Here is a 15,963-nt window from a genome sequence, read left to right on the forward strand (position 1 = left end):
GCGACCCGTTGGGGCCGCCCTTCGTGTTTCCGTAACCGCAGGCCGTTCAATCGACCCGGCGCACCGTGGTCTTTTCCGGGGCGATCGAAATCCGCACCGTTTCGCCCGATCTGCCGGGGAAATCCGTGAACATGGCTTCGACCAGATTAGGCACCAGATATTGCAGGCGGTCCGAGGTCGAGACGGCTTCGGCCTTGCCCTCGAACAGCCGTTCGCCGGTCGCGGTGCGGTCGATCTTCAAGTCGATGCCGCTGGTGTAGACGGTGGTGCTGGTCACCTCCGGGCCACCGAACCACGGATCGTAGAAGCCGTAGCCCCAGCGATTGCCGTAAAAGGGCGAGCGATATCGCAGACTCGAGCGGTAGTACCGGCTGTAACCATACCAGGGGTCGTAGAACGGATCGCGGAAGCCGGTCGTGCGGATGCGCTCGCGACCGTTGTCGACGCCGTAATCGAAGCGGACCAGCAGGCTCGCGGTTTCGGGCGAGGCGGCCTGGGCATAGCCGAGACGCTGCATCTGCGCTTCGACCCGATCGGCGTACATCGCGAATTCGAGCCCGCCAGCCAGCGCAGGATCGTCCGCGACCACGGCGAAGCTCTCGCCGGCGGGGGCGGGAAGCTGCGTCTGGAAACGCGAGACATCGGCTTTGAAAGGCGTGGCGCAAGCGGCGAGGCTGGCGAGAATGATGGGAACGGAGGCCAGCTTAATGGTGCGCCCCCATCCCTGTTTGCGGGTGGTCATGGTGGTATCCTTTCGAGACAGACACGCCGCGCGCGGTCGTTTCCCCATGACCATGCTGTCAGCGTTGGGAGGGGGTGTAAACCACGCGTCCTGAACCGCGATTGAATGCTTTACTTATCAGATGATTAGACGATCCGCTGCGCTCGAGGATTCAGGCCCTGACGAGACCGAGCGCGCGATAGGCGGAATCGAGCGTGGGGCCGGCCAGCGTCCGCGCGCGCGCCGCGCCAGTCGCCAGGATGGCGTCGAGCGATTCGCGGTCTTCGAGCAGGGCGGTGAAGCGCTGCGATATCGGCCGCAGCGTCTCGACCAGCAGTTCTCCGAGCGCCGGCTTGAAGGAGCCGAAACCCTGGCCGGCGAATTCGCTCAGCACGTCCTCGGCGCTGCGATCCGCCAGCGCGGCATAGATGGTGACGAGGTTGAGGGCTTCGGGACGCCCGACCAGGCCGCCCAGTTCGCCGGGCAGCGGTTCCGCATCGGTCTTGGCCTTCTTGATCTTGCGCATCACCGTCTCGGGATCGTCCGAGAGGTTGATGCGGCTGAGATCCGAAGGGTCGGATTTGCTCATCTTGGCGCTGCCGTCGCGCAGGCTCATGATCCGCGCCGCGACCGGGGGGATGAAGGGCTCGGGCAGGGTGAAGACCGGCGCGCCTTCCGAACCGAAATCATTGTTGAACTTCTGCGCGATGTCGCGCGCCAGCTCGAGATGCTGCTTCTGGTCCTCGCCCACCGGCACATGCGTGGCCTGATAGAGCAAAACGTCCGCGGCCTGCAGCACCGGGTAGGAGAACAACGCCACCGATTGGCCCTCGCGGTTCTTGCCCGCCTTGTCCTTCCACTGCGTCATCCGGTTGAGCCAACCCATCCGCGCGGTGCCGCTGAGCAGCCATTGCAGCTCGGCATGCTGGGGGACCTGCGCCTGGTTGAAGAGGATCGAGCGCGAAGGATCGATCCCGCAGGCGACCAGAGCCGCAGTCATCTCGAGCGAGCCGCGGTGTAGATCGGCGGGGACGTGCGGCTGCGAGATCGCGTGCAGATCGGCGAGGAAGAACAGGCACTGGTTCTTTGGTGCGCTACCGCCTTCGGCTACCTGAGCGCGGTTACCCGCATCGATCTCGTCCTGCATCCGCACCCAGTTGCGGATCGCGCCGAGGTAATTGCCGAGGTGCAGATTGCCGGTGGGCTGGATGCCGGAAACGACGCGCATGATATCAGGGTGCTTTCTTCTTGGTGAGGATGGCGATCCGCTGCCGGTCGATCGCGCCGACCGCAAAGGCCACCCCAAAATAGACGATCGCTGCACAGGCGACGAGTACCGCGAGCGCGAAGAGGCGTGCAAACAGGCCGGCGGCGAAATAGCCGGTCAGCAAGTCGCGCGCGAACCACAGTGCGGCACCCATCGCAGCGGCGGCGACAAGCTGGCGCGCGATCCTCAGTACCAGCGCCCCGGGGAGGCGGTAATAGCCGCGCCGCATCAGCACGATATAGAGGAAGCCGGTGTTGATCCAGGCGCCGATCACGCTGGCATAGGCCACCCCGACGACACCGAAACGCTGAAGGAAGGCGATGTTGAAGGCGACGAACACCGCCAGCGAGATGAAGGCGGCGTAGACCGGGGTGCGGGTGTCCGCGCGGGCGTAGAAATTAGGCACCAGCACCTTGACCAGCACATAGGCGGGCAGGCCCAGCACCAGCACCGCCAGCACTTCGCCGGTGATGGCGGCATCGGCCAGATCGAAACGCCCGCCCTGGAAGATCATCGTCACGAAGGGGGTCGCGCAGATCGCCAGGGCGACTGCTGCCGGGATCGTCAGCAGCATCGCCAGCTCGATCGCGTCGGACTGCACTCGGTCGGCGCCTTCCCTGTTCTTGCTGCCGACGAATTTCGAAAGCGTGGGAAGGATGGCGGTGCTCAGCGCGATCCCGATGATGCCCAGCGGCAACTGGTTCAGCCGGTCGGCGTAATTCATGTAGCTGACCGAACCGCTCTCGAGTTGGTTGAGAAAATAGAGCTGGACCAGCGTGTTGATCTGATAGGCGCCGCCGCCGATCGCTGCGGGCAGGGCGATAATGCCGAGCCGCTTCACCTCGGGTGTCAGCCGGGGCCAGAGCAGCTTGGGGCGGAAACCCTCGACCCGTACCCAGACGTAGAGCCAGACGAGCTGCATCACGCCCGCCCCGGTCACCGCCCAGGCGATGCCGTAGGCGGTCTGCTCGATACTGGCGCCGGTGGCGGCCATCCAGCGCTCGCCCAGCAGCAGAGCGGCGATCAGTACGATGTTGAGGATGATCGGAAAGCTCGCCCCCGGCGCGAAGCGCGAGACCGAGTTGAGCATGCCGGTGAACAGCGTCACCATGCTGACCAGTACGATATAGGGGAACATGATCCGGGCGAAATCGACCGCCATGTCGAACTCGCCGGGATCGATCGGCTTGTCCGCGAGCAGCCAGATCACCCCCGGCATCGCCAGCAGCAGCACGGCGGTCAGCGCGATCAGCACCGGCAGAAAGACGCTCAGGACATCGTCGCTGAAGCTGCGCGCAGCTTCCAGCCCGCCATCGCCATGCAACCGCTTGGAGAACATCGGTACGAAGGCGGCGGAAAAGGCCCCTTCGGCGAACAGCCGGCGGAACACATTGGGGATGATGAAGGCCTGAAACCACGCGTCGGTCACCGCATTGGCACCGAGCACGCGGCTGAAGATCATCTCGCGCGCCATGCCGGCGACGCGGCTGACCATCGTCAGCCCGCCGATCGTCCCGACGTTTTTGAGCAGGCTCATGCCCGAGCCCCGATCAGGTTACAGGCTCAGGCGTTGCCAACGGGGCTGGGCGCCTGACCTTCGCCCTGTTGCTGCGCGCGGGCGGCGAGCTGCTGCTGGTAGAGCGCGCCGAAATCCATCGGCTCCATCATCAGCGGCGGGAAGCCGGCATCGCGAGTCGCATCAGCGATCACGCGGCGCGCGAAGGGGAAGAGGATGCGCGGCGCTTCGGCGTAGAGGAAGGCGTGCGCATGCTCGTCGGGCAGGTTGCGCAGGCCCGCGAGGCCGCAATAGCTCAGTTCGACGAGGTAGAAATTGCCCTTCTCGCCCTTGGCGGTGATGTTCACCTTGAGCTCGACCTCGTGCACTTCGCCGCTGACCGGGGTGGCACCGATGTTGAACTGCAGGTCGATCTGCGGCTGGTCGGTCCACTGGAAGCAGGCCGGCGCATTCGGGTTCTCGACCGAGAGATCCTTCACATATTGCGAGATCATGCCGGCGGCGGGCTGATTGTCCGCGCCGTTGGCACCTGCTGCGGGATCGGGATTGATGTCGGTGAGGATATCGCCTTCGTCGGCCATGATGCGTCGTCTTTCGTGTCAGTGTTGGCGCTGCGGTGCCTGTCGCGGACGGACGATTGGGCCCGGCACCGGTTCGGCGGCGCGCGTAGCACCTGCCAATGGGTGCGGCAACTGCGCTGCACCGGACGGGGCGGGGCGGCAAAGCGGCGGGAGGAAGCTGTACGGCGTGTTGTCCATTTGAGTTTTACACCTATGTAGGGCAGGGGTAAGTTACGAAAATCTCGGGTCCGTGCCGTGTTTGCGAGCGGGCCAAAACTGCAGGTGCTTGTTACGTGATACTGGAAATCGTCATCCTCGCCGCCGTCGCTGCCTTTCTTGGCCTGCGGCTCTATTCGGTGCTCGGTCGCCGTGCGGAACACGAGGAAGAAGTTGTGCCGCGCCGCATCGAACGCGGCGAAGACCGCCAGCCGGCCGATGAATCGGCGCGCACCGTGCAGCCCTCGGTACAATTGCGGCATGCGGACGTTCCTGCAGGGACCGAAGCGGGCGTGCGGGCGATTGCCAGTGCCGATCCGCGCTTCGACATCGTCTCCTTTCTCGAGGGTGCGAAGGGCGCCTATGGCATGATCCTTGAAGCTTTCTGGGAGGGCGACCGCGAGACCTTGCGCGAATTGTGCGACGACGACGTCTATGAAAGCTTTGCCGGCGCAATCGACGCGCGCGAGGCGGCGGGCGAGACGCTGGCCAACCGGCTGGTCCGGATCGAGAACGCGACGATCAAATCGGCCGAAATCGACGGGCGCATGGCGCGCGTTTCGGTGCTGTTCGTTGCCGATATCGCCGCGGTGACGCGCGATCGCGACGACATGGTGATCGCCGGCTCGCTCGACGATGCGGTCGAAAGCCGCGACATCTGGACCTTTGCGCGCCATGTGGATTCGCCCGAGCCCAACTGGATTCTCGACGAGACCGATCAGGACTGATTCGAGGAGACCGATGCGGCAGGTCCCGATGGGTGGCCACTGGCGCGCCGGATAGACGGGCGGGAACGGGAAACAGCATGCGTATTCGCTCCTCGCTGACGGTCGCTGCGCTGGCGCTTCTTGCTGCCTGCACCCGTGTGATCCCCGATGCGGGGGTTCCGCAAATCACCCCGCCTGCGCCCCCGGCCCTCGCCGAGAGCGCTTTGCTTGCAGGTATTGCGCGCGGCCCGGCGATCGCTTCGCTGGGGCTGGGCCAGAACGACGCCGCCAGCGCGCTCGCGGGTTTCCGCGAATCCTGTCCCAAGCTGCTGATCCGTACCGACCAGAGCGGGCTAACCCAGCGCGACGACTGGCGCCCCGCCTGCCAGGCCGCAACATCCTGGGGCGCGGGCGACGCCGCGCGCTTCTTCGACATGCATTTCGAAACCGCTCGGGTGGGTGAGGGTAGCGCCTTCGCGACCGGCTATTTCGAGCCCGAGATACTCGGCAGCCGCACGCCGCTGCCCGGATACGCCGTCCCGGTCTACCGGATGCCGCCCGATCTGGTGCGCGGCTGGCCGACCGATATGGCCGAGAGCGAGCGCGAAGGGCGCCCCCCGCTCGGGCGCACCGATGCTGCGGGCAATTTCGTCCCCTATTACGAGCGCGCCGAGATCGAACGGGGTGTGCTGGCCGGGCGCGGGCTCGAGATCGCCTGGGCCGCAGATCCCATCGAGTTCTTCTTCCTCCAGATTCAGGGCTCGGGCCTGCTGCGCCTGCCCGATGGCTCGCGGATGCGGATCGGCTATGCCGGGCAGAACGGACGCGAATATGTCGGGATCGGCAGCGTGATGCGCGAACGCGGCCTGCTCGGCGACGGGCCTGGGCAATACGCCGGTTCGATGCAGGGCATCGTCCAGTATCTGCGCGACTACCCCGAGGCGGGCGGGGATTTGATGCGGCTCAACAAGAGCTGGATCTTCTTCCGCGAACTCGAGACCGATGGACCGCTTGGCGCGCTGGAGATCCCCGTCCGGCGCGAGGCTTCGGTGGCGGTCGATCCGCGCTTCGTGCCGCTGGGCGCGCCGGTGTGGCTCGATCTCGACCGCGATGTCGCCGACGGGTTGTGGGTCGCGCAGGACACTGGCGGCGCGATCAAGGGTGCGAACCGCTTCGACACCTTCTGGGGCAATGGCGCGGATGCGCGCGAGATCGCCGGGGGGATGAGCGGACGCGGCAGCGCGCTGGTCCTGTTGCCCAAGGGCACGGTCGCGCGTCTCATCGGGCGATGAGGCCGCCGCGCGGGCTGTCCGAGGAGGAAGCCGCGGCCTGGCACCGCGTCGCCGAAACGGTCACGCCGCTGGTCGCCAGGAAGGTCCAACCGGCGACCTCCGCACCCGCGCCGGAGAAGCGAACCGCTGCATCTCCACCCACTCCGCGATCCGCAAAACCCAGAGCGCCGCGCGTCCAGGTTCGCCCGCCGCCCAAGCCACCGGTTGCCCAAGGGAGCGACCTCGACTCGCATTGGGACCGCAAGCTCAAGTCCGGCACGGTGGCGCCCGATTTCACCCTCGATCTCCACGGTCACGGGCTGGATGCCGCCTATACGAGGCTGATCAGCGGGGTGGGTCAGGCCCGCGCCATGGGCGCGCGCACCGTGCTGCTGGTGACGGGCAAATCGCGGCCGGTCGATCCGGCGGATCGCGGCCAGCGGCGCGGCGCGATCCGCGCCAAGGTGCTCGACTGGCTCGCCGCCAGCGAACACGGCAGCGCGATCGCCGCCATACGCAAAGCGCACCGCCACCACGGGGGTGACGGTGCGCTCCTGATCGTTCTCAAGCGAAAGGGCTGACGCCCGAACGCCTGCCGATCACTGGTGGTATTTGGCGTAGCGCAGATCGAAGCGATCGGCGTCCATCACCTTGTTCCAGGCCTTGATGAAATCGTTCACGAACTTCTGTTCGTGGCCGTTCTCGGCATAGACTTCGGCGACCGAGCGCAGCTGCGAGTTGGAGCCGAACACCAGATCGGTGCGCGTGGCGCGCCACTTCTCGTGACCTTCCAGACGGCAGCGGCCGATGAATTCCTCGTCGCCGCTTTCGTCGACCACTTCCCAGGACGTGCCCATGTGCAGCAGGTTGACGAAGAAGTCGTTGGTCAGTTGCCCCGGCCGATCGGTCAGCACGCCGATCGAATTGCCGTGCTTGGCATGGGTGCTCACCGCACCCAGCGCGCGCATCCCGCCGACCAGAACGACCATCTCCGGGATCGACAGGCCGAGAAGACTCGCCCGGTCTATCAGCAGGTCCTCGGTCTTCACCGGCGCCTTGGTCTTGAGGTAGTTGCGGAAGCCATCGGCGAAGGGTTCCATCGGCTCGAAGCTCTCGGCATCGGTGTGCTCTTCGCCGGCATCGCCGCGGCCCGTGGTGACGGGTACGGTGACGGCGAAGCCCGCATCCTTGGCCGCCTTCTCGACCGCTGCCGAACCCGCGATGACGATGGCATCGGCCATCGACAGATCGCCGCGAAGCTCGTCGAGCTTGGCCAGCACCTTGGAAAGTTCCTGCGGATCGTTGACCTTCCAGTCCTTCTGCGGGGCGAGCCGCACCCGCGCACCATTGGCGCCGCCGCGATGATCGGACTTGCGGTAGGTCGAGGCCGAGGCCCAGGCCGCCTTGACGAGTTCCGAAACGCTAAGCCCGCTATCGAGCACCTCGGATTTGAACGCCGAAACGGCGGCATCCGAAGCCTGCGTGCCGGCGGGGACCGGATCCTGCCAGATCAGCTCCTCGGCCGGAACCTCGGGACCCATGTAGCGGATCTTGGGGCCCATATCGCGGTGGCACAGCTTGAACCATGCGCGCGCGAAGGCATCGTCGAGCGCCGCCTGGTTGTCGCGGAAGTGCTCGGAAATCTTGCGATAATCCGGGTCCATCTTCAGCGCCATGTCGGCGGTAGTCATCATGGTCGGCACCTTTTTGGAAGGATCGCGCGCATCGGGCGCCATGTCTTCCGGATCGGGGTTGATCGGCTGCCATTGCTGGGCACCGGCCGGGCTTCTGACCAGCTCGTACTCATATTTGAACAGCAGGCGGAAATAGTCGCCGCCCCACTGCGTCGGGTTGGGTGTCCAGGCGCCTTCGAGGCCCGAGGTCGTGATGTGGCCCTTGCCGATCTGGTCGGGGTCGGTAGCCCAGCCGAAGCCCATCAGGTGCATGCCTTCGCCTTCGGGGGCGCCCGAAAGCTGATCGGGCGGAACCGCGCCGTGGCACTTGCCGAAGGCGTGGCCGCCCGCGGTCAGCGCGACGGTTTCCTCGTCGTTCATCGCCATGCGCGCGAAGGTTTCCTTCATGTCGCGCGCCGAGCCCAGCGGGTCCGGATCGCCGCCCGGGCCCTCGGGATTGACGTAGATCAGGCCCATCTGGATCGCCGCGAGCGGGTTCTCGAGCGCCTTGCCTTCATCGGGGATGATGCGGGTTTCGACACCCTGGTCGACCCATTCTTCTTCCGAACCCCAGTAGATGTCGTTCTCGGGCTCGTAGACGTCCTTGCGCCCGCCGCCATAGCCGAACACCGGGCCGCCCATCGACTCGATGGCGACATTGCCGGTGAGGATGAACAGATCGGCCCAGCTGATGTGCTTGCCGTATTTCTGCTTGATCGGCCACAGCAGGCGGCGCGCCTTGTCGAGATTGCCGTTGTCTGGCCAGCTGTTGAGCGGAGCGAAGCGCTGCTGCCCGCTGCTCGCGCCGCCGCGACCGTCCCCGGTGCGATAGGTGCCCGCCGCATGCCAGGCCATGCGGATGAAGAACGGGCCGTAATGGCCATAATCCGCCGGCCACCAGGGCTGGCTGTCGGTCATCAGCGCGGTCAGGTCCTGCTTGAGCGCCTTGTAGTCGAGCACGTTGAAGGCTTCGACATAGTCGAAATCCTCGCCCATCGGATCGGGCGAGACGCCCCCCTGGGTGAGGATATGAAGGTCGAGCGAGTCGGGCCACCAATCCTTGTTGGTCCGGCCGAGCAGGGCGCGTACGCCTCCGTCGCCGTTGAAGGGGCATCCGCCGCTGATATCACCTGTCTTCGCGTCCATGGTCTCTCTCCTGTCTGATCTGATCGACTCAGGTCTTGCCCGAGCTACCGGAGAAGGATGACCTTTCCGCGATCATTCGTCCAATCGATTAAATGGTTCGGATTGATTGCCAGAAGCGATGGCTGCGCCAGCCCAGGACAATAAAAAACGCCGCCATTCCGAAAGGAACGGCGGCGCTTCGAATTCGTATCGCCGAAAGATTTAGGCAGCCTGAGCGATCTCTTCCGCCGGCTCGTTGCGGATGAGATAGTCGAAAGCGGAGAGCCCCGCTTTCGAGCCTTCGCCCATCGCCACCACGATCTGCTTGTAGGGCACGGTGGTGACATCGCCCGCCGCGAACACGCCGGGCAGATTGGTGCGGCCTTCCTCGTCGATCACGATCTCGCCATGCTTGGAAAGCTCGAGCCCGCTGTCCTTGAGCCATTCGGTGTTGGGCACCAGCCCGATCTGGACGAAGACGCCCGCGAGCTCGATGCTCCGCTCGTCGCCGGAATTGCGATCCTTGACCACCATCCCGTCGACGCGGCTGCCGTCGCCGGTGATCTCGGTGGTCTGGCCCGAGGTGATGATCTCGACATTGCCGAGGCTGCGCAATTTCGCCTGCAGCACCTCGTCGGCGCGCAGCTTGCTGTCGAACTCGACCAGGGTGACATGGCCGACGATCTTGGCAAGGTCGATCGCCGCCTCGACGCCCGAATTGCCGCCGCCGATCACCGCGATCCGCTTGCCCTTGAACAGCGGTCCGTCGCAATGCGGGCAATAGGCAACGCCCTTGTTGCGGTATTCTGCCTCGCCCGGGACGCCGAGATTGCGCCAGCGCGCGCCGGTCGAGATGATCAGGCTGCGCGACGACAGCGTGGCACCATTGCCGAGCTCGAGCCGGTGCAGACCGCCCTTTTCCTTTGCCGGCACCAGCTTGTTGGCGGTGGCGAGGTTCATCAGGTCGATCTCGTATTCGCCGACATGGGTCTCGAGTTGGCCGGCCAGCTTGGGGCCCTCGGTATAGGGGGTCCCGGGCAGGTTCTCGATCCCGAGCGTGTCGTGCAGCTGACCGCCGAAGCGCTCGGCGGCGATCCCGGTGCGGAAGCCCTTGCGCGCGGTGTAGATCGCCGAGGATGCGCCCGCGGGTCCGCCGCCGACGATCAGCACTTCGAACGGGTCTTTGGCGGACAGTTTCTCGGCTGCCTTGGCACCGCTGCCCTTGTCGAGCTTGGCGAGGATCTCGGCCAGTTCCATCTTGCCGTTGTAGAAGCTCTCCCCGTTGAGGAAGGTCGCGGGAACGGCCATCACGCCGCGCTCCTCGACCTCGTCCTGAAACGCGCCGCCCTCGATCAGCGTGGCGGTGATGCGCGGGTTCTCCAGCGCCATCAGCGTCAGCGCCTGCACCACGTCGGGGCAATTGTGGCACGAGAGCGAGAAATACATCTCGAAATTGTAGTCGCCTTCGAGCGCGCGGATCTGTTCGATCAGATCGGCGTCGACCTTGGGCGGGTGGCCGCCGGCCCACAGCAGCGCCAGCACCAGCGAGGTGAATTCATGGCCGGCGGGAATGCCGGCGAAGCGGACCCATTTGGTCGCATCGCTGGCGCGGCGGATCACGAAGCTGGGCTTGCGATCGTCGGTGCCGTCGAAGCTCGCGCTGACATCACCGTGCAGCGCCGCGATCTGCTCGAGCAATTCGCGCGTCTGCTGCGATTTGGCATCATCGCCGAGCGAGGCGACGAGTTCGACCGGCTCGCGCAGATTGGCGAGATAGGTCGTCAGTTGCTGGGTCAGATTGGCATCGAGCATGGCAAATCCCGTTGGCTTGAGGCTGGTGGCGAAAGCCGGAGAGTAAAAAAGCAAAAGGCCCGGGACGGGAGGGGGGGAGGGTTCGCCCCGGGCCTTCCAGCAACCCGGGCGAGGCCCGGGCGCTTCGCGGCCACCGCCGAAACGGCGGCCGCGGTATCGTTTCAGATCCGGAGGATCAGATCTTGCCGACGAGGTCGAGCGAAGGAGCCAGCGTGTCGCCGCCCTCTTCCCACGCCGCGGGGCAGACCTGGCCCGGATTGTTGCGCACATACTGCGCGGCCTTGATCTTGCGGGTCAGTTCGTTGGCATTGCGGCCGACGCCTTCGCAGGTCTGTTCCATGATCTGGATCACACCATCGGGATCGATGACGAAGGTCGCACGGTCGGCGAGACCCATGTCCTCACGCAGCACGTCGAAATTCTTCGACAGCGTGTGGAGCTGATCGCCGAGGAAGGCGAACTTGAGCTTGCCGATCCGCTCGCTGGTGTCGTGCCAGGCCTTGTGCGCGAAATGCGTGTCGGTGGAGACGCCGTAGACTTCGACGCCCATCTTCTGGAGCATGTCGTAATGCTCGCCGAGATCTTCGAGCTCGGTCGGGCAGACGAAGGTGAAGTCGGCGGGATAGAAGAAGAACACCGCCCACTTGCCGGCGATATCGTCCTGCGTGACTTCGAAAAAGTCCTTGCCGGCCTGGAAGGCATTGGCTTTGAACGGCTTGAGCTGACTACCGATGATACCCATGAGAATCTCCAAATTTGGGGTGAAACTGATGGGTGACAGATAGGCGCTGCTGCGCCGCACAAAAGCGATATTGTGCGATTGCTAACATCGGAATTATCAATCAGTGGCGCGGAACTTTCGCAAAGCGCCGCAGACTTGGCTCAGGTTCCGCACTGCGCCCGGTGGAGCAATTTGTGGTCAGCCAGGGCCAGCGCCATCATCGCCTCGACCACCGGCACGCCGCGAATGCCGACGCAGGGGTCGTGGCGCCCCTTGGTGCTAACCTCGACCGCCTCGCCCCGTCGGTTGACGCTTTCGACGGGGGTGAGGATCGAGCTGGTCGGCTTGAAAGCGACGCGCGCGGTGACTGGCTGGCCGGTCGAGATTCCCCCGGCGATCCCGCCCGCATGATTCGCCTCGAAGCGCGGACCGGAGCCATCCTGCGCCGGTCGCATCGGGTCGGCATTCTCCTCGCCTGAGAGCCGCGCTGCGGCAAAGCCGTCGCCGATCTCGACGCCCTTGACCGCGTTGATCCCCATCATCGCCGCGGCGAGATCGGCGTCCAGCTTGGCGTAGATCGGCGCGCCCCAGCCGGCCGGGACGCCGGTCGCGATGCATTCGACGACCGCGCCAAGCGAGGACCCGGCCTTTCGCGCCGCGTCGACGCTCGCCTCCCAGCGCCTGGCCGCGTCCGGATCGGGGCACCAGAAGGGGTTGCGCGCGATTTCTCTCGCGTCGAACGCCGCCGGGTCGATGGCATCGCCGCCGATCTCCGCGACAAAGGCGAGGATCCGCACCTCGGGCATGACCAGCCGCGCCACCGCTCCCGCCGCCACCCGCATCGCGGTCTCGCGCGCCGAACTGCGCCCGCCGCCGCGGTAATCCCGGAAGCCGTATTTCGCGTCGTAGGCGTAGTCGGCGTGACCGGGCCGATAGCTGTTCGCGATCTGCGAATAGTCCTTCGAGCGCTGGTCGGTGTTCTCGATCAGCAACGAAATCGGCGTGCCGGTGGTGCGGCCCTCGAAGGTGCCCGACAGGATGCGGACCTCGTCAGCCTCGCGCCGCTGGGTGGTGTATTTGGACTGCCCGGGCTTGCGCGCATCGAGAAAGGGCTGGATGTCGCTCTCGGCCAGTTCTAGCCCCGGAGGGCAGCCGTCGACCACCGCGCCGATCGCGGGACCATGGCTCTCGCCCCAGGTGGTGAAGCGCAAGACGCGTCCGAATGTGTTCCAGCTCATGCCAGCCACATGCCCGAATATGTGGGCGGAAGTCCATCGGCGCTGGACCAATCCTCTCTATTCCCCCAAGAACAAAGCATGTCCGGAATGATGCAATGATCGCCAAGCTGAAGGGCCTGCTCGATGAAACCGGCACCGACTGGGCGGTGATCGATGTCGCGGGCGTGGGCTATCTGGTCCATTGCTCGTCCAAGACGCTGGCCGCGCTTGGCGCCAGGGGCGAGGCCTGCACGCTGTTCACCGATCTACAGGTCAGCGAGAACGACATGCGGTTGCTCGGCTTTGCAGAAGCCGGCGAGCGCGACTGGTTCCGGCTGCTGACCGGAGTGCAGGGCGTGGGCAGCAAGGTCGCGCTGGCGATCCTCTCGGCGCTCAGCCCGAGCGAATTGCGCGACGCCTGCGCGCGGGTCGACGCCGCCACGCTGGCGCGCGCCCAGGGGGTAGGGCCCAAGCTGGCGGCGCGGATCGTCAACGAGCTCAAGGACAAGGCCGGCGCGCTTCCCGGCGGCGAGGGCGGCGCGTCTGCGGCGCTGCCGGCGGGCGGAGCCAGCGCCGACGCGGTCTCGGCGCTGCAGAACCTCGGCTTCAAACCCGCCGTCGCCGCGCAAGCCGTCGCGCGCGCGCAGAGCGAACTGGGCGAGGGCGCGAGCGAGGGCGAACTGATCCGCGTGGCACTGAAGAGGGCCGCGGGGTGATGCTGTTCGTCCGAGGCATCAAAGGCAATGTAAAGCTAAACCCCGCGATTAAGGAATGGGCTTTCTTTGTAATCGTCCCCGGGTTGCTGATCGGCTTAGTCATTTTTTGGGCCTTTGAGCTTCGACAGGCCGTTCGAGAATGTCAGGCGCAGGGCGGAACCTGGGTCGGTGGCGCCTTGCGGAGCGCATATTGTGCGGATGCAGTTCGACAGGACGACAATTGGTGACCGACCCCGCTCCCCTCCACACCCCCACCCGCCAGCCGGACGATCCCGACGCGGCGCTGCGGCCAAAGTCGCTCGCCGAATTCGTCGGTCAGCGCGGTGCGCGCGAAAATCTGCGCGTGTTCATCGAAGCCGCCCGTTCGCGCGGCGAGGCGCTGGATCATGTGCTGTTCTTCGGGCCGCCGGGGCTGGGCAAGACCACGCTGGCGCAGATCGTCGCGAAGGAGCTCGGGGTCGGCTTTCGCTCCACTTCCGGCCCGGTGATCGCCAAGGCGGGCGATCTCGCCGCGCTGCTGACCAATCTCGAGCCGCACGACGTGCTGTTCATCGACGAGATCCACCGGCTCAATCCGGTGGTCGAGGAGATCCTCTATCCGGCGATGGAGGACCGCGCGCTCGACATCATCATCGGCGAGGGTCCCTCGGCGCGCAGCGTGCGGATCGATCTGCCGGCCTTCACGCTGGTCGGCGCGACCACGCGGCAGGGGCTGCTGACCACCCCCTTGCGCGACCGGTTCGGGATTCCGGTGCGGCTGTATTTTTACACCGAGGACGAATTGCTTAGGGTGGTGACCCGCGGTGCCGGGCTGCTCGATCTCGCAATCGACGAGGGCGGGGCGCGCGAAATCGCGCGACGCAGCCGCGGCACCCCGCGGATCGCCGGACGGCTGATGCGCCGGGTGCGCGATTTTGCCAGCGTCGCCGGGGACCTCACGGTCACCGCCAGGGTCGCGGATGCGGCGCTGACGAGACTCGAGGTCGATTCGCTCGGCCTCGATGCGATGGACCGGCGCTATCTCACCATGATCGCGGCCACCTATGCGGGCGGCCCGGTCGGGGTCGAGACGCTCGCCGCGGGCCTGTCCGAGCCGCGCGACACGGTCGAAGAGGTGATCGAGCCCTATCTCATTCAGCTCGGCCTGATCGCCCGCACAGCGCGCGGACGCTGCCTCAACGAGGGCGGCTGGAGACATCTCGGGCTCGCCGTTCCCGGGCCGGCAGGCCAATCGAACTTGTTCGACGAATAGGCTTGATCCAGCGGTAAGGTTTACCCCACAACGGGTCCCGCTCCGGGACAAGGCGGCTAAAGTCCTCGCTATTCCGGCCAGAATTTACTTTTTAGCCATGACGCGGATAGTAAACGAATCTGCACAGAGGCTTTTTCGGTGTATGGACCTTCGGGGCCAGCGTGCCGGTCGAAACAGGAATTTGAACGATGTCGGTAAAAGCAGCTCTCGCAAAACTGTCGGCCACCGCTGCGGGTGGCGCGCTTCTGGCGGGCGGCGCGGTGCATGTCGCCGAGAAGCCGATCACCGACAGCCCCTCGTTCAAATCGGCCAAGGCCGAGCCGCGCCAGATCAAGATGATCAAGCAGGCCCCGCGGCCGGTGGCGCAGCGTACGGTGCCCCGGCGCGAGCCGGTCCGCGCGCGGACGATCGAACGCCCGGTCGAGCCGGTCTATCGCACCGCACTGGCCCCGGTTCCGGTTCCGCCGCTTCCCGAAGCGCGGCCGCTGACCGGCGGCGGCGGCGCCGCGCGCTCGATCCCTCCCGTCGGCGGAGGCGGCTTCGGTGGCGGCTTCGGCGGCGGCGGCGGCTTTTTCGGCGGCTTCTTCGGCGGCGGCGGTGGCGGCAGCACCAGCGTGGTGGTCAACACCACCGGCGGCGAAACCACCAGCGGCACGCCGGGTACGACGACGACCACCACCACGACCTCGACCAGCGGTTTCGATGGCGACATCATCGTCGATATCGACAATTCGAATGAGAATTCCAGCGGCGGTTCGTCGACCTCGACCACCACCGGCGGGGTTTCGACCAGCACCGGTTCGGTGAGCACTTCGACGGGTTCGGTCAGCACCTCGACCGGCGCGGTCACCAGCACCACCACCTCGAGCTCCTCGGGCGATGTTTCGACCAGCACCTCGACCTCGGGCAACATCACCTCGAGCACCAGCTCGTCGACGTCGTCCTCGACCTCCTCTTCGACGTCGAGTTCGACATCATCGAGCACCAGTTCGTCGACCTCCTCGAGCACCTCCGGCGATGTCAGCACGACCAGCGGCACCACCAGCGGGACCGATGTGCCCGCGCCGCCGATGATGGCGCTGTTCGGCCTCGCCGCCGCTGCAGTGTTGCGCCGGCGCAAGCTGGGCGAGCTGTTCGCGCGCAAGCGGATCGCCTGATCGGAACTTTAGGCGAACCCACGAAACTTTAG

14 protein-coding genes are annotated in these 15,963 nt (G+C 65.8%); 6 read left to right on the forward strand and 8 right to left on the reverse strand.

Annotation, left to right across the window (positions count from 1 at the left end; all coding sequences use genetic code 11):
- Nucleotides 1-46 precede the first annotated feature (46 nt).
- From ACQ5J0_RS08725 to secB, 4 genes are all read right to left on the reverse strand, one after another.
- On the reverse strand, nt 47-742 hold the full coding sequence (locus tag ACQ5J0_RS08725) for a DUF4136 domain-containing protein (RefSeq protein WP_462567073.1): 696 nt from the start codon (nt 740-742) through the stop codon (nt 47-49).
- Between the two features lie 151 nt (nt 743-893).
- A complete protein-coding gene (gene trpS, locus ACQ5J0_RS08730; RefSeq protein WP_462567074.1) occupies nt 894-1,949 on the reverse strand; it encodes a tryptophan--tRNA ligase in 1,056 nt (351 codons plus the stop codon).
- A gap of 4 nt (nt 1,950-1,953) precedes the next feature.
- Nucleotides 1,954-3,525, reverse strand: coding sequence for a murein biosynthesis integral membrane protein MurJ (murJ, locus tag ACQ5J0_RS08735; RefSeq protein WP_462567075.1), 1,572 nt, complete (start codon nt 3,523-3,525; stop codon nt 1,954-1,956).
- A gap of 26 nt (nt 3,526-3,551) precedes the next feature.
- Nucleotides 3,552-4,085, reverse strand: a complete 534-nt coding sequence (gene secB, locus ACQ5J0_RS08740) for a protein-export chaperone SecB (protein ID WP_462567076.1) — start codon at nt 4,083-4,085, stop codon at nt 3,552-3,554.
- A 272-nt stretch (nt 4,086-4,357) separates the two neighbouring features.
- On the opposite strand from secB, the gene ACQ5J0_RS08745 reads away from it, so the two are divergent.
- The 3 genes from ACQ5J0_RS08745 (at nt 4,358) to ACQ5J0_RS08755 (ending at nt 6,839) form a co-directional block, all read left to right on the forward strand.
- Nucleotides 4,358-5,008 carry a Tim44/TimA family putative adaptor protein gene (locus ACQ5J0_RS08745; RefSeq protein ID WP_462567077.1) on the forward strand — a complete coding sequence of 217 codons (651 nt, stop codon included), beginning with the start codon at nt 4,358-4,360 and terminating at the stop codon, nt 5,006-5,008.
- Nucleotides 5,009-5,085: 77 nt separating this feature from the next.
- On the forward strand, nt 5,086-6,279 hold the full coding sequence (gene mltA, locus ACQ5J0_RS08750; protein WP_462567078.1) for a murein transglycosylase A: 1,194 nt from the start codon (nt 5,086-5,088) through the stop codon (nt 6,277-6,279).
- The gene (locus ACQ5J0_RS08755) at nt 6,276-6,839 is read left to right on the forward strand and encodes a Smr/MutS family protein (protein ID WP_462567079.1); all 564 of its coding nucleotides are present in this window, start codon (nt 6,276-6,278) and stop codon (nt 6,837-6,839) included. The genes mltA and ACQ5J0_RS08755 overlap by 4 nt, the downstream gene beginning before the upstream one ends.
- Before the next feature lie 18 nt (nt 6,840-6,857).
- On the opposite strand, the gene katG is transcribed toward ACQ5J0_RS08755, so the two are convergent.
- The 4 genes from katG to aroC all read right to left on the reverse strand — a co-directional run bounded on the left by katG (nt 6,858) and on the right by aroC (nt 12,827).
- Complete coding sequence (gene katG / locus ACQ5J0_RS08760; RefSeq protein WP_462567081.1) at nt 6,858-9,077, reverse strand: catalase/peroxidase HPI; 2,220 nt, start codon at nt 9,075-9,077, stop codon at nt 6,858-6,860.
- A gap of 201 nt (nt 9,078-9,278) precedes the next feature.
- On the reverse strand, nt 9,279-10,868 hold the full coding sequence (gene ahpF / locus ACQ5J0_RS08765) for an alkyl hydroperoxide reductase subunit F (protein ID WP_462567082.1): 1,590 nt from the start codon (nt 10,866-10,868) through the stop codon (nt 9,279-9,281).
- A gap of 175 nt (nt 10,869-11,043) precedes the next feature.
- A complete protein-coding gene (gene ahpC, locus ACQ5J0_RS08770; RefSeq protein WP_462567083.1) occupies nt 11,044-11,610 on the reverse strand; it encodes an alkyl hydroperoxide reductase subunit C in 567 nt (188 codons plus the stop codon).
- A gap of 140 nt (nt 11,611-11,750) precedes the next feature.
- Nucleotides 11,751-12,827, reverse strand: a complete 1,077-nt coding sequence (gene aroC / locus ACQ5J0_RS08775) for a chorismate synthase (RefSeq protein ID WP_462567085.1) — start codon at nt 12,825-12,827, stop codon at nt 11,751-11,753.
- 95 nt (nt 12,828-12,922) lie between these two features.
- On the opposite strand from aroC, the gene ruvA reads away from it, so the two are divergent.
- The 3 genes from ruvA (at nt 12,923) to ACQ5J0_RS08790 (ending at nt 15,931) form a co-directional block, all read left to right on the forward strand.
- Nucleotides 12,923-13,522, forward strand: coding sequence for a Holliday junction branch migration protein RuvA (gene ruvA, locus ACQ5J0_RS08780; RefSeq protein WP_462567087.1), 600 nt, complete (start codon nt 12,923-12,925; stop codon nt 13,520-13,522).
- 223 nt (nt 13,523-13,745) lie between these two features.
- Nucleotides 13,746-14,774 (forward strand): Holliday junction branch migration DNA helicase RuvB, encoded by a 1,029-nt coding sequence (ruvB, locus tag ACQ5J0_RS08785; protein WP_462567088.1) that lies wholly within the window; start codon nt 13,746-13,748, stop codon nt 14,772-14,774.
- Nucleotides 14,775-14,962: 188 nt separating this feature from the next.
- On the forward strand, nt 14,963-15,931 hold the full coding sequence (locus ACQ5J0_RS08790) for an MYXO-CTERM sorting domain-containing protein (RefSeq protein ID WP_462567089.1): 969 nt from the start codon (nt 14,963-14,965) through the stop codon (nt 15,929-15,931).
- Nucleotides 15,932-15,963: the final 32 nt, after the last annotated feature.

The sequence above is a fragment of the Qipengyuania sp. SM2512 genome (assembly GCF_054954005.1).